Source organism: Pedobacter sp. ASV12 (assembly GCF_016429155.1).
In the GTDB taxonomy this organism is placed as follows: Bacteria; Bacteroidota; Bacteroidia; order Sphingobacteriales; family Sphingobacteriaceae; genus Pedobacter.
This window is the reverse complement of sequence record NZ_JAELUC010000039.1, coordinates 1-14,518: the sequence shown is the minus strand read 5'-3', so window position 1 is coordinate 14,518 and position 14,518 is coordinate 1. Positions and strand designations below refer to the sequence as shown.

12 protein-coding genes are annotated in these 14,518 nt (G+C 45.3%); 2 read left to right on the top strand and 10 right to left on the bottom strand.

The genetic code is table 11. The annotated features are described in order from the left end of the window. Nucleotides 1-6: 6 nt before the first annotated feature. The 8 genes from JHD69_RS11015 to JHD69_RS10980 all read right to left on the bottom strand — a co-directional run bounded on the left by JHD69_RS11015 (nt 7) and on the right by JHD69_RS10980 (nt 10,678). Nucleotides 7-3,462, bottom strand: coding sequence for a SusC/RagA family TonB-linked outer membrane protein (locus JHD69_RS11015; RefSeq protein WP_199140252.1), 3,456 nt, complete (start codon nt 3,460-3,462; stop codon nt 7-9). 95 nt (nt 3,463-3,557) lie between these two features. Beyond that, entirely contained in the window at nt 3,558-4,742 is a 1,185-nt protein-coding gene (locus JHD69_RS11010) for an ROK family protein (protein ID WP_199140250.1), read from the bottom strand. 153 nt (nt 4,743-4,895) lie between these two features. After that, nucleotides 4,896-6,080 (bottom strand): signal peptidase I, encoded by a 1,185-nt coding sequence (lepB, locus tag JHD69_RS11005; RefSeq protein ID WP_199140248.1) that lies wholly within the window; start codon nt 6,078-6,080, stop codon nt 4,896-4,898. 149 nt (nt 6,081-6,229) lie between these two features. Next, on the bottom strand, nt 6,230-7,429 hold the full coding sequence (lepB, locus tag JHD69_RS11000) for a signal peptidase I (RefSeq protein WP_199140246.1): 1,200 nt from the start codon (nt 7,427-7,429) through the stop codon (nt 6,230-6,232). Nucleotides 7,430-7,434: 5 nt separating this feature from the next. Next, nucleotides 7,435-8,178, bottom strand: coding sequence for a 4-hydroxy-tetrahydrodipicolinate reductase (dapB, locus tag JHD69_RS10995; RefSeq protein ID WP_199140244.1), 744 nt, complete (start codon nt 8,176-8,178; stop codon nt 7,435-7,437). 104 nt (nt 8,179-8,282) lie between these two features. Next, entirely contained in the window at nt 8,283-8,939 is a 657-nt protein-coding gene (locus JHD69_RS10990; protein WP_199140242.1) for a DUF5683 domain-containing protein, read from the bottom strand. A 20-nt stretch (nt 8,940-8,959) separates the two neighbouring features. After that, complete coding sequence (locus JHD69_RS10985; RefSeq protein ID WP_199140240.1) at nt 8,960-9,862, bottom strand: ParB/RepB/Spo0J family partition protein; 903 nt, start codon at nt 9,860-9,862, stop codon at nt 8,960-8,962. 9 nt (nt 9,863-9,871) lie between these two features. Next, on the bottom strand, nt 9,872-10,678 hold the full coding sequence (locus JHD69_RS10980; RefSeq protein WP_199140238.1) for a ParA family protein: 807 nt from the start codon (nt 10,676-10,678) through the stop codon (nt 9,872-9,874). A gap of 179 nt (nt 10,679-10,857) precedes the next feature. Between JHD69_RS10980 and JHD69_RS10975 the strand changes: the two genes are divergently transcribed. Beyond that, a complete protein-coding gene (locus tag JHD69_RS10975) occupies nt 10,858-11,379 on the top strand; it encodes an NADPH-dependent FMN reductase (protein WP_199140236.1) in 522 nt (173 codons plus the stop codon). 133 nt (nt 11,380-11,512) lie between these two features. On the opposite strand, the gene JHD69_RS10970 is transcribed toward JHD69_RS10975, so the two are convergent. Continuing rightward, the gene (locus JHD69_RS10970; RefSeq protein ID WP_199140234.1) at nt 11,513-11,968 is read right to left on the bottom strand and encodes an ABC transporter substrate-binding protein; all 456 of its coding nucleotides are present in this window, start codon (nt 11,966-11,968) and stop codon (nt 11,513-11,515) included. Between the two features lie 45 nt (nt 11,969-12,013). Between JHD69_RS10970 and JHD69_RS10965 the strand changes: the two genes are divergently transcribed. Then, nucleotides 12,014-13,645 carry an ABC transporter substrate-binding protein gene (locus JHD69_RS10965; protein WP_199140232.1) on the top strand — a complete coding sequence of 544 codons (1,632 nt, stop codon included), beginning with the start codon at nt 12,014-12,016 and terminating at the stop codon, nt 13,643-13,645. A gap of 321 nt (nt 13,646-13,966) precedes the next feature. Here the strand turns inward: JHD69_RS10965 and JHD69_RS10960 are convergent, their stop codons facing one another. Further along, nucleotides 13,967-14,227 (bottom strand): hypothetical protein, encoded by a 261-nt coding sequence (locus JHD69_RS10960; RefSeq protein ID WP_199140230.1) that lies wholly within the window; start codon nt 14,225-14,227, stop codon nt 13,967-13,969. Between the last annotated feature and the right edge of the window lie 291 nt (nt 14,228-14,518).

Genomic DNA, 14,518 nt, shown 5'->3' with positions numbered 1-14,518 from the left:
TTATGATTAAAATGATGTTTTAACAGACAAACCAAACGACCTTACTCTTGGCAACGACGAGTATTCTATGCCCTGCATATTGCCAATACCGGCCACGCCCTCAGGATTTGTACCTTTTGGCGCGGTTGTGTAGATATAAAACAAATCACGGCCTATTAATGAAACACTAAGGTTTTGCAATACTTTGGTTTTTCTGACCCAAGTTGCAGGCACAGTATACGTTAGGCTTACCTCGCGGAGCTTAACCCAGGTATTTTCAAAAACAGAAGCCGAACGTGGCAAACCGAAGTGGTTCCAAGAGCCATAGGTACCCAAATAGTACCAGGCCGGATTAACCACATTAGTATTTGGTGTGCCATCGGCATATACGCCATCGAAAACAATACCGTTGTTGCCAACACTACCATCAGGATAAACTAAAGGCAAACCGCCCCCATCGCGCTCTTTAGTGGTTTCTTTGAGCAAACCGTTGCCCATGGCTGCACTCCAGGTGCCGAAAAAGCTGTCGCCACCAATCTTGGCATCAACCAAAGTATAGAGCGAAAAGCCTTTATAGCTGAAGGTATTGCTGATGCCTCCAGTCAATTTAGGCTGCGAATTGCCGATTGGAACTTCAGAATCGGTCAGTACCCATTGCGTACCTGCAGTATAGGTTTTGCCGCTAACCGGATCGGTAAAGGTCATTTTATTACCGAGGTTGTCAACGGCATCTTTCACAACTTTTTTGCCGTTCAGGTATTTGAAGTCCTTGCCATAAATGGTTCCGTAGTTATCTCCCACCTTAACCCGCTGCGAAATGCCATAACCGCCAAACAGGTTACCCAGCTGCAATTCGTTGATGCCATCAACCAATGCCAACACTTTAGACCTGGATGTGGCGCCGTTTACAGCAATATTCCAAGTAAAGTCTTTATTTGCGATTGGTGTGGCATTGATGGTAAACTCGAAGCCTTTATTGCCGATAGAACCGCTATTGATTACAATAGACGAATAACCCGACGACATTGGCAGGGCACTGGTCAAGATCTGGTTAAAGGTTTTCATGGTATAGGCGCTCATCGTCAAGTTGAGTCTGTTCTTTAAGAAACCAAGGCTCAGATTCAACTCGTAATTGCGCGAACGCTGTGGCTTAACACCTTCATATTTTAAGGCATCTGGGAATGTTTGCGAAGCCTGTCCATTGTATTGGCTTGTATTGAGCAGGTTGTAAATGGTATAAGGATCGGTATCGCTTCCGGTTTCGGCAAACGATAAGCCCAATTTACCAAAGCTTAGCCAAGGCAATGCCGTCTGCAACTTTGGAATGCCATCGGTAAATACATAGCTCAAACTTGCCGACGGATAAAAATAAGAGTTATAGTTAGAGGCCAAGGTAGACGACCAGTCGTTACGTCCGGTTACATTTAAGAACAAGTAGTTTTTGTAAGACAGGTCTAAGAAACCAAAGGTAGAATTGATCTGCTTTTGGTAGCGTATTTCAGGCACGTAGTCGCTCCAATCTTCAGCTATATTGCCGTTGTTGGCGGAAAAGATAAAAGGCCTGATAAAATCTCCTCTGGTTCTGCCAGAAGTTGTATAGTCGTTACGGTAATACGACTCGCCTCCCAGCGTCAAAGCCGCATTAAATTGGTCGAGGAAGAAATTATCCTTATGCAGCTTTAGAAAACCTGTAATGGTGCGGCTCAACAATTTGGCCTGTGCTTCTTGGTAAGAGCCTTTTGTACCCTGAACATTGGTTGGATAGTTTTTGACTTGTATCACATCGTTCGAATTGTCGATGCCACCTTGGCCAATCATGGTTAACCAATCGGTAACGTCGGCTATAACTTTGGCGCCACCGATAAACTGGTTTCTGTTTAAGGTACTGTTGTTCTTGTAGATATTCCAAAAGGAATTGGTCAGATAGCCTCCATCAAAAGGATAAGCTGGCGCATTTGTAGGAAAATTAGACCTGTTGTTTACATCGTTTTGCGAACCGTCGGCCTTAAAGTCATTCAGTTTCTCTACCGCCGGATCATAACCTCGCTGCGCGCCATAAGCCAAGCCCACCCCATAGCCACCACCTATGGTAGGGGTATTTAATCGCGTGTAGTTTACATAGCTTCCGGTAACTTCGGCCCTTAACCTATTGCTTACCTTAACCGATGAACCCAAATTAAAGATATTGCTGTTGTAATTGCTGTTCAATATATTGGCATCGCTCTCATCGCGCGTGTAAGAAAAGCGCAAGGAGCCTAAATCGCTACCGCCAGACAGGGCCACATTGTGTTGTCGAACAAATCCGTTTGGAAAAAACTGCTTCCAGTCGTTTTCAACGGCACTGTAAGGGCGTTGCACGCCGTCGTACCACAATATGGGCTGGCCATCAAATTTTGGTCCCCAAGAAAGTGCACTAGGGAACGAAAAATATTGCCAGGCATCCATGGCGTTATTGTATGGCAAACTATTGAATGCGCCACCCACGTAGTCGGTTCCACTTGCGGCAGACCATAGGCCAGTTTGGATTCTTTGGCCGGCCCCATTGGTTTTGAACCTTTTGCTCTCGTTGGCAGTCCACATAGAACTGCGCAATCCCGCGCCATATTCATTCTGAAAATCCATATACTGATAAGGGTTGGTGGTTCGCGTGCTGAAGCTATAATCAACACCCAACCCTTTTTTGGCGCCGCCTTTTTTACGGGTAATCAAGATGACGCCATTTGCTCCCCTGGCACCATACAAAGCGGCCGCTGCAGGACCTTTTAAAACCGTTACATCTTCTATATCTTCCTGATTGATAAAGTTCATGCCTGTGCCCCAGTCTTTGTAACTGCTCACATCCTGGTTTTTATCTTGGGTTAAGCCCATGCTTCTCGAGGCATTGTTATTGCCGTTATTGTTCAGCGGATCGTTATTGATGGCTACCCCATCTACAATAACCAAGGCACGGTTATCGCCGGTTAAAGAGGTGTTGCCCCTCACCACAATCCTTGCCGAACCGCCTTCAACTCCTCCGGCCGATTGCGAAATCTGCAAACCAGCTACTTTGCCCATTAAACCCTGGGCAATGGTTGGCGCCTGGGCAATGGTGAGGTCTTTTCCAGCCACGCTTTGCGTTGAATAGCCCAACGCCCGCTTTTCGCGCTTTACGCCAAGGGCCGTTACCACGACCTCGTCGAGGTTACTCGTAGCCGATTCCAGCATTACTGTTAAGTTGTTGGCGGTGCCTACCGTTACTTCCTTGGGCTTGTAGCCAATGTACTTGAATACCAGAATATCACTTTCTGATACCGAAATCGAGAAATTTCCGTCGGCATTGGTACTGGTTGTTTTTGGCGTATTCTTGACCTGAATACTAACGGCTGGCAGCGTTTCGCCACTTGGATCTTTTACCGTTCCCGTAACGGTTTTTTGTGCATAAGCTGCCGTGGCTAAGCCGCCCAGCAGGAGTATGCCTAAACACATTAGATAGATTTTTTTCATAGTTTTACTGGTTTAGTTTTTATTGGGTTAGTGTGTTCTAAGTTGGCATGGTTGTCGTGATTAAGGGATGGTCAAATGTTAAAAAATCGGTTTCTCTAGTTAAAAAGGCTATGGGCTATCACCAAGCTTGCCGAAGCCATTAATTCGGCATCTTCTATAAGCTTAGACAAGACAATCGTTGTTTTTTCGGCTATACGCGGAATACAGAATTCGTTGATAGCCTGTTCTATGGCCGGCAACAGCATTTTTCCGGCTTTGGCACCCCTACCGCTCAATACAATGCTTTCGGGGTTCATGATATGGATTAAAGTAGCCAGGCCCTTGCCGATCTGAAAGGCGGCATCTGATAAAATAGCGATGGCCAGGGGATCTCGCTTCACAACCGCATCCAAAAAATGATCGGCTTTGTGTTTTTGTTCGTCTTTAAACAGCTCGCTCATGATTGATACCGAGCCATCGGCCAAAGCTTTTTCTGCATTGGCTACCATCACCAAAAGCGAGGTATCTACTTCAAGGCAACCTACTTTGCCACAAGAACACAGGTTGGAGGTTTTTGACAATGGAATGTGGCTAAATTCGCCTGCATACCCGCTGCTGCCACGGTAAAGGCTTCCATTTACAATCATACCCAAGCCTGTACCCCAGCCAATGTTAACCACCAGCACATCTTTTTTGTCGCGGGCCACCCCAAAATTGAGTTCGGCCAAGGCAATTAAACTCGAATCGTTGTCGATGTGTACCGGAAGGCCCAAAGCCTGGGCCAGGTATTGGCGTAAATTGGAGCCATCTGCAGGCTTAAGGCACGAATAATTGATGCCTTCGGTAATGTTGACAAAGCCGGGCATACCGATGCCTACGCCTAAAATATGGTTTTTGGCCAAACCTGTGGCCTCAATCTGCCGATTGATAAACCGGCTAAGCTTAGCTACCGCCTCCTGATCCTGAATGTCAAGGTCGAGATTTTTAACGGGCATTACGATTTCTTGGGCCAGGTTGTAAATCACCATTCTGGTTGTAAGCTGATCCATGGCCACTGCAACCACATATTTTTCTTTCTTTGGATTGAGCAAAAACGTTTGTGCCCGGCGCCCACCAGTTGATGGCGCCAAACCTTGTTCAATGATATATTGCTCTTTGATCAACATATTTACGGTAGCCGTAATCAAGGGCAGGCTTTTCTTGGTACGCTTGCTGATTTCGGTCAGGGAAAGTGCTTTTCTATAATAAAGTTGCTTAATAATATCAGCCCTAAGCTGTTGTCCTTTTGTTGTTACAGTCATGTTTATTGGGGATGTAACATTAAACTTACTAAATAAATAATTAACAATACAAATCTTTTTAAAAAAATTATAAAGATTTAAAAACTTAGCCATAAAAAAAGAAGCCACCCTGATGATCAGGATGGCTTCTTGCTATTCGATTAAAGGTCTCTGCTAGTGGATGCCTTTAAACAATCTATTCCAACGTATTTTGCCGAACCATGAGCCTTCGCTATCAAAGCTCATCCAAATGAACAAGGCCTTGCCAACCACGTGGTCTTCAGGCAGGAAGCCCCAAAAGCGCGAATCGATAGAATTATGGCGGTTATCGCCCATCATCCAGTAATAGTTCATTTTAAAAGTATATTCGGTGGCAGGTTTATCGTTCAGCATCCACACATTGCCTACCTTTTCCAGCTTATTGCCTTCGTAGGTTCTGATGGCCCGGTAATAAACCGGCATGGTATTGCTGTCTAACTTTACTGTCCATCCTTTTTTAGGCACGATAACCGGCCCGAAATTGTCAATATTCCACTTCCGGTTAGGATCATAGGTAAACAGGTTGCCATCGTCAACACCTGGCGCGGCCACATCAAGCGTTAAGGATTTTACAAAATCCAGTTGCTTTACCTTTGCGATCATTTCGGCTGTTGCAAAAGCGCCATAGCTATTCGGACCTATCATCGAGCCTTCGAGGCCCAAATCGGTCAATACCTTTACGTTTACCTCTGCCGTGCTGAACTCTATTTTGTAGGGCATTTTTCCGGCATTGGCCAAAGGCTCAGGCTTGCCATTTACCACAACCAGGCCATTGCTCATGCTAATGGTATCGCCGGCAATGCCGATGCAGCGCTTAATAATGTTCTCGCGCTTATCTACCGGCCTGGTGATAATGGTATATTGATTGTTGACGGCCTTCCAGCCCAATTGTCTTACCAAAGTGTAATAGCTGACGTCTTGATTTTCGAGGGCTACCGTATCTCCAACCGGAAGGTTGAATACGACTATATCGTTGCGTTTGATGTTTTGGAAACCCGGCAGCCTCCTGTATTTCCACTGCACACCGTCCCAATAGGCTTTGGTACCGGTGAGGGGCATGGTATGGTGCGCAAAAGGAAAGGCAATGGGGGTCATCGGAATGCGTGCACCATAGTTGACCTTGCTCACGAAAAGGAAATCGCCTACCAGCAACGAACGCTCCATCGAGCCTGAAGGGATGGTGTAGGCCTCGATAAAGAATACCCTGATGATAGTGGCCGCCACTACCGCAAAGATGATGGCATCGGTCCACTCTCGGGCCTTGCTTTTTTTCTTTTTGGGCTCGCCTGTATTATTTTTTTTCCAAAATTTCCAATTCATGTCGTTTTACATTATTTTATTCAAAAACAGGGTTAAATTAAACTTTTTTAAAGATTTTAGAGCTAGACATTTTTATTTTGTTACATCGGCGGCCCTATTACAAAAAAAGCACCGCTTGGGCGCGATGCTTTGTAATTTTTAATAGTTAATTAGTTGATGCCTTTAAAAATCCGGCTCCAGCGTATTTTGCTGAACCATGAACCCGAACTGTCAAAGCTCATCCAGATGAACAGGGCCTTGCCAACTACGTGGTCTTCGGGCACAAAACCCCAATAACGCGAATCGGCCGAATTGTGGCGGTTATCGCCCATCATCCAGTAATAGTTCATCTTAAAAGTATAGGATGTTGCTTTTTTGCCGTTGATTAGCCAGTCGTTGCCCGATTTTTCAACCGTATTGCCTTCGTAGGTGCGAATGGCCCTATAGTACAGCGGCATGGTATTGCTGTCTAACTGAACGGTCCAGCCTTTGGCCGGAACCTTAATCGGTCCAAAATTATCCCTGTTCCAATTTCGGTTTGGGTCATGTGGAAATATGCCTCCCAATTCGGTATCTGTTGGCAAAGCCGGATCCATCATTGCCGATTCTACAAAGTCGAGCTTCCTCAACTCGTCAATCATGAGTGCCGAGGCATTAACGCTAAAAGTATTCGGCGCAGGAGTTGGCGTAATTTCGTTGGTTGCGAACCCTAATTTTTCCAATACCTGCATGTTTACTTCTGGCGACTTAAACTTAACCAAATAAGGCATCATGCCTGTATTTTTTAGGGGTTCGTCTTTGCCATTTACATTAGCGATGCCGTTTTTCATGCTCACTACGTCGCCGGCAATGGCAATGCAGCGCTTAATATAGTTTTCGCGCTTGTCGACTGGCCTGCTGGTAATCGTATATTGACTGTTGACTTCCTTCCAACTTGAATTGCGTACCAAGTCGTAATAACTGGCATTTTGGTTTTCGAGTGCTACGGTATCGCCTTCGGGGAAGTTAAACACCACAACATCGTTGCGTTTGACATCCTGAAAACCCGGCAACCTCCTGTATTTCCACTGCACGCCATCCCAATAGGCTTTGGTGCCGGTAAGGGGCATGGTATGGTGCGCAAAAGGGAAGGCAATGGGGGTCATCGGAATGCGGGCGCCGTAGTTGACCTTGCTCACGAAAAGAAAATCGCCTACCAGCAACGAACGCTCCATCGAGCCTGAAGGGATGGTGTAGGCCTCGATAAAGAACACCCTGATGATGGTGGCCGCCACTACCGCAAAAATGATGGCATCGGTCCACTCGCGGGCCTTGCTTTTTTTCTTTTTGGGCTCGGTGCCTTTATTTTTTTTCCAAAACTTCCAATTCATCTTTGTTAGGCTTTAAAATTAAAAATATCGGCAATGCTATAAAAGCCTTTCTTGTCTTGCAACCACTCTGCCGCGATTACGGCACCCAAGGCAAAACCCGCCCTGCTGTGCGCAGTATGCTTGATCTCGATATCGTCAACCTCCGAGCTGTACACCACGGTATGCGTACCCGGAATATTTTCGATACGGTGCGATTCGATAAGCAGCTGCTCGTTTTTTACCACATCTGGAATGGGCGTACCGATCACTTCGTTAAGCCATTCGGATTTGCGGTCTATTGCCTCGATAATGTCTTCGGCAATGGTCATGGCCGTACCGCTTGGCGAATCGAGCTTTTGGGTATGGTGTATTTCTTCTACCTGTACATCGTAAGCCGGATAGTTGTTCATGAGCTTGGCCAATACCTTGTTGAGGTGAAAGAAAATATTAACGCCAATGCTAAAGTTAGAGCCGTACAGCAAGGTATGGTCGCCGGCCGCACAGTCGTTTTTGAGTTGCTGCAGGTTGCCATACCAGCCGGTAGTACCTACTACAACAGGCACCTGGGCTTCAAAACATTTGTAGATATTATCGACCGCGGCACCTGGCGCACTAAAATCTATAGCCACATCGGCTTGGGCCAGGTTGGCTTTGTTCAGGTCTTCTAAGTTATCGATGCTTATTTTGAGTACAACTTCGTGTCCTCTTTCTATGGCAAAGCGCTCTATAATCTGGCCCATCTTGCCATAACCCAATAATGCAATTTTCATTTATACTAATTTTATTTTATCGATCGGCTTGTCGTATGCCCAACGGGCTAAAGGTAACGAAACTGTTTTGCACTTTAAAGCATCGGGCCGCAGCTCTTTGTTTTTCATAGCTTAATAACCAGCTTTAATGCCGGAGCGGGCGAATTGAACCCGTACATGGTATTGGGGCTGATAAACGAAGGCGCTACTTTAAACGACAGGGTTTCGTCTACGTTGAAGTATTTGAGGCGGGCGGTTACATAGGCATCAACAGCGCTCAATCCGTACAAGCCCACTAATGAAATGAGTACGATTTCGCGGTTACGCTTGTAAATGTTCTTAGCTATGGTTAATGCGTCGGTATTGGGATATTGGCTTAAGCCGCCGTTCGGATCGGGCTTGTTGTTATGCAGCTGCCTGTATTGCAGCTCGGCCAGAAACTTACGGTACATTTTGTTATTGTCCATATAAGAAATAACCAGCATTGTACCGCCACCATAAATAGCGCCCAATTTAGCCAGGATATAGGTTTTTTGCCAAAATTTGCTTCCTTCTACCCTGCCGCTCCTTATATCGTCTACAACCAGACCATAATTGTACATCTGGCCCAATCCCGGAAAGATGAGCGAGCGATGAAAAGCTTTTTTTCCTGCAATTTTACCTTGATTGATGTATTTGGGCTCCGTGTCTATGGTATCGGTCCTACTTTTGAGCGTATCTTTCGGTTTTTTGGCTATAGGGTCTTGTGCCTTTGCAGCTACAAAAGCAAAAAACAGAACCATCAAAAGCAAAATGCGCCGCATTACCAATCTAAAAGTTCCAAAATACGGTTCAGGTCGTCATTCGATACAAAAGGAATTTCGATGGCGCCTTTGCCATTTTCGTTCACTTTAAGCTTCACTTTGGTTGCAAATTTAGAAGCCAGATCGGTTTGCAGTTTTTGGTACTCGAAAGAAACCCCGCTTGGCTTAGCCTTGTTGGGTTTAACCTGTACATGGTTGATGCTGCGCACTAATTCTTCTACCTTGCGTACCGAAAGGCCTTTGTCGAGGATTTCCTGATGGATGAACAGCTGTTTTTCGGCCTCTTCTACATTGATGAGCGCGCGGGCATGGCCCATTGATATTTTGCCATCGCGAATGGAAGCCTGGATTACCGGAGGCAATTTGAGCAAACGCAGGTAATTGCTTACCGTGGTGCGGTTTTTGCCTACACGGTCGCCCAACTGCTCGGGCTTAAGATTGCACTCGTCAATCATCATCTGAAAACTGAGTGCCACCTCAATGGCGTTCAGGTTTTCGCGTTGGATATTTTCGATCAACGCCATTTCCAACATCTGTTGGTTATCCGCATCGCGGATATAGGCAGGAATCTGTGCCAGTCCGGCCAGTTTCGAAGCCCTTAGCCTGCGTTCTCCAGAAATGAGCTGGTATTTATCGCCATGCTTCCTCACGGTGATGGGCTGGATCAATCCTTGTACCTTGATCGATTCCGAAAGTTCGTTCAAAGCAACCTGATCAAACTCCGTACGTGGCTGATAAGGGTTGGTTTCTATGTCGTTGATATTAACTTCGCTAATGTTACCGGCCAACAAGGTTGGCGCCGGCGCTTCGGCCACCGCTTTTGGCTGGTTTACCGAATCATTATCATCTAAGAGCGCACTTAATCCTTTTCCTAAACCTGTTTTTCGCTGAAAAGATGTCATCTATATAATTTATATGGTTGCCGTATCTACATTTTGTTCTTCGTCGGCTAACAAACCGTTTTTGCGAACAATTTCCCTGGCCAAGTTCAAATAGTTAATTGCGCCTTTACAGTTGGCATCGTGCATAATTACCGATACACCATAGCTAGGCGCCTCGCTTAAGCGCGTATTGCGCTGGATGATGGTATCGAAAACCAGGTCCTGGAAGTGGGTTTTCACTTCTTCAACCACTTGGTTAGACAGGCGCAAACGCACGTCGTACATGGTGAGCAGAATACCTTCAATCTCCAGTGCAGGATTTAAACGGTTTTGAACGATTTTAATTGTGTTCAGCAATTTGCCCAGTCCCTCCAACGCAAAATACTCGCACTGTACCGGAACGATAACCGAATCGGCAGCGGTTAATGAGTTGATGGTAATCAGGCCCAATGACGGCGAACAGTCGATGATGATAAAATCGTATTGGTCTTTCACCTTGTCGAGCACGGCCTTCATTTTGTACTCGCGACTGCTTAGGTTGATCATCTCTATCTCGGCACCTACCAAATCGATGTGGGCAGGCAACAAATCGAGGTTAGGGGTATCTGTTTTAAGGATGGCATCTTGAGGCTCTACATCGTTGATGATGCACTCGTAGATGCTGTTTTTGATATTTCGTGGATCAAAACCTATACCCGATGTAGAGTTGGCCTGCGGATCGGCATCAACCAATAGCGTTTTGAATTCCAAAACCGCTAAGCTGGCAGCTAAATTAATAGACGAGGTAGTTTTACCTACGCCTCCTTTTTGGTTTGCTAAAGCAATAATTTTACTCATCTATCTTTCTAAAAATCGCCAAAATTGGACATGGCTTTATTTCACAATTAAAAATCTTTAAAAAATGCTATTTTTGTATCGATTTAGGCACTTTTTAACAATTAGCTAAGATACAAACTAAATCAGAATATTAGTAGCCTAGCCATAAGTGTTTTGAACATCTTATCAACAATTTCAGCATGATTACCATCGTATCCGGCACCAACAGGCCTGCAAGCAACACCTTGAAAGTGGCCCAATATTACCAGAAAGAGCTGGCTAAAAAGGAATTGCAAACCGAGTTGCTCAACCTGCAGCGCCTGCCTGCCGACCTGATCAGTTCGGATCTTTATGGCCAAAGAAGTGCGGCTTTTGAAGAAATACAGCAACTGGTAACGGATACTTCCAAATTCCTGTTTATCATACCCGAATACAACGGCAGCTTTCCGGGCGTACTCAAAACCTTTATCGACGCCTGTACTTTTCCCGAAAGCTTCTACGACAAGAAAGCCTGTTTGGTGGGTGTTTCATCGGGCAAATACGGCAACATCAGGGGCATAGAGCATTTTAACGGGGTTTGCGCCTACCTGCACCTCCATGTCATGCCTTTGCGCCTGCACATTTCGAGCATCAAAAACGAACTTGACGAAGCCGGCAACCTCTATCAAGCCGATACGCTCAAGTTTACCAACGAGCAAATGGATAAGTTTGTTAAATTTTAGGGGTATTAATTGCCAAATGCCTAGACTAATCACCAAGAACTTGTGGTTTACAAGAACAACCGCCTGACTGCGATTCGCAACAGCAAGCTCGCCTCATTTACAGCACCAGGCCTTGCAACCTTACAGCGCCTCGCTAAACCGAAAACCTGATCCAGCGCGAACCTTCGTGGCCAAAGATAAAATGCCCAGGATGGATCATTTCGGCCATGTCTTCTATTAAAGTGATGGCATTTTCGGGTGTACGCTGCCTTTCGGCATCGTCGTTCAGCAAAATAACACGCCCGTTTTTTACGGCCTGCCATTCCCTATCCAATAGGGCCGGCACTTCGCGCATCAGGTCTGTCAACGTTTTGTTGGGCTGGTAATAGATGATATAAACAGCGCCCAGCACATCGGTTTCAAGCATTCCTCCAGCCGCCTTCATTTCTTCGGCCAACAACAGGCTCGGATCATTGCCCAGGTCTAAACAAACTACAGGCACCTGTTCAATAAACTTGATTTTATGGGCTACTATATCCACGCGTTCTTGCAACTCTTCGCGCAGAACGGGGTCATTTTCACTATTTATCAACTCATTTAAAAAAGACATCTGAATTTATTTATTAATTTGTACAAAAATAGTATTCCTCAACCGATGCGTAGAATTATAAGCGATATATTTTGGATTTTCCTCCTGCTTTTGTTGGTTTCCTGCAAAGGCAAGCCCGAAAACGACAACAAAAAGGTGTTCAACATCAACCTCGACCAAAATGTAACCTCGCTCGACCCGGCTTTTGCCCGCAACCAGAATGCCATCTGGATGATTAACCAAATTTTTAATGGCCTGGTACAGGTAGACCGGCAACTGAACACCGTGCCCTGCATCGCCAAAAGCTGGACTACCTCGCACGACGGGCTGGTTTACACCTTCAACCTTCGCAACGATGTTTTTTTTCAGGACGATGCCCTGTTTAAAAACGGCAAGGGCCGAAAGGTGGTGGCCCAAGATTTTGCCTACAGCTTTAACAGACTCATCGACTCCAAGGTGGCTTCGTCGGGAGGATGGATTTTTAGTGACAAGGTAAAGGATTCGACCAGCTTCAAAGCGGTAAACGACACCACGTTTCAGATTACCCTGCTCAAGCCTTTTCCGGCATTCATGAACCTTTTAACTGCCCAATACTGCTCGGTGGTGCCCCAAGAAGTGGTTGAGCATTATGGCAAGGATTTCAGGAGCCATCCGGTAGGCACGGGCCCGTTCAAATTCAGGTACTGGAAGGAAGACGAGATTTTGGTACTGGTTAAGAACGAAAATTATTGGGAAAAAGACGGCACGCAGCAATTGCCTTACCTTGATGCCGTAAAAGTGACTTTCATTACCGATAAGCAGAGCGCTTTTATGAATTTCATCAAAAAAGATCTCGATTTTTTTAACAGCGTAGACGGCAGCTACCGCGACGACATCCTGACCAAGAGTGGCCGCATGACCAGCAAGTACAAAGGCAAGTTCCAACTGATTAAAGGCCCCTACCTCTGTACCGAATATATCGGCATCTTGGTCGATACCTCCAAGGCCATCGTTAGGAAATCACCCTTACGCATCCAAAAAGTACGGCAGGCCATTAACTATGCCATTGACCGTCCAAAGCTGATCAAATACCTGAGAAACAGCATTGGTACGCCCGCAACCGCCGGTTTTGTGCCCAAAGGCATGCCCGGTTTCGACAGCACGCGCGTAAAGGGCTACGACTACAATCCGGCGCTATCGGCAAAACTATTGGCCGAAGCGGGTTTCCCCAACGGAAAAGGCATGCCCGAAGTTACCCTCAGCACTTCAACCACTTACAAAGACCTGATCGAGTTTGTACAAGGCGAGTTGAACAGCATCGGCATTAAGGTAAAGGTAGATGTGAGCCCAAATGCGAGTCTGCGCGACATGATGGCCAAAAACGAGGTCAATTTTTTTAGGGGTTCGTGGATAGCCGACTATCCCGACGCCGAAAATTACCTTTCTGTTTTCTACTCGAAAAACCGCGTTCCTTTTGGTCCCAATTACACGGGCTATTTCAACAACGAATTCGACAAGCTGTTTGAACAGAGCTATTATGAAAGCGACCCTAAAAAACGCTACGAGCTTTACTACAAAATGGACAACATGGTGATGCAGTATTCGTCGGTAGTGCCTTTGCTGTACGACCAATCAGTAGTGATGCTCCAGAACAACATCAGTGGCTACCCTACCAATGCCTTGAGTTTGATGATTTTAAAGCGGGTGAAGAAGAAGTAGCTTATTGGTTCATCAGTTCATTAACTTGTTCGTTCACTGCTAGATTGTTAACCGAAAACCATCAACTGAGAACTGAAAACTGTCAACTGATCCAATAACCCAAAACTAAAAAGCCTCTAATGCAATTGCACCAGAGGCCAGAAATTATATTTGGTTGTTTTGAATCTCTTTTTTAATCCTGCCTGTCTGTAATTTCAGTGGGGCAGTTTTTCAAAGATAGAAGAAAATTTGATTCCAAACGAATCGGTTTAATTTTTTTTTGTTCAAAAAAATAATCATAATTTTTTTCTGCTATCATTTTCAATTCCGAAAAAACAAATTCTAAGTAGGATTTCCTTGCGGACATCCTTCTGCCGCAAGCTTCCCATAACCGTCTGATACACATTGCGCATAAAACATTGCCTGAGTAGGATTTAATGGGCTATCAAATGGATATTTGGCATAGCAATCCGGTTCGATACTTAAAATACGATCAGCACAGGCATTACCGGTGCTTGGTGTTCCAGACCCCGATCCATCTGCAAGCCCGCCTAAGATATTCTTCATTTGTTTTCTGTCTAATACTTCAAATTGTGTTTTCATATTTTTTAAGATTAATGGTTGAACCTAAAGTTAATCAACAGCACTTAAAGAGCCAACTTTGTAAAAAAAAAGACCTCCGAATTTAATCGAAGGTCTTTGGCTCATTTGTGTTTCAATATTATTGATTGCCACCCATTTGGCCGCCATTCATACCACCACCTTGCTGTTGGTCTTGTTTCACGTTGTCGTTTTCGGGCTTGCCTTTGCAGGAAACCAACAAAAGCAGGAGGAAAATCCAAAATATATCGCTTATAATTCTACGCATCGGTTGAGGAATACTATTTTTGTACA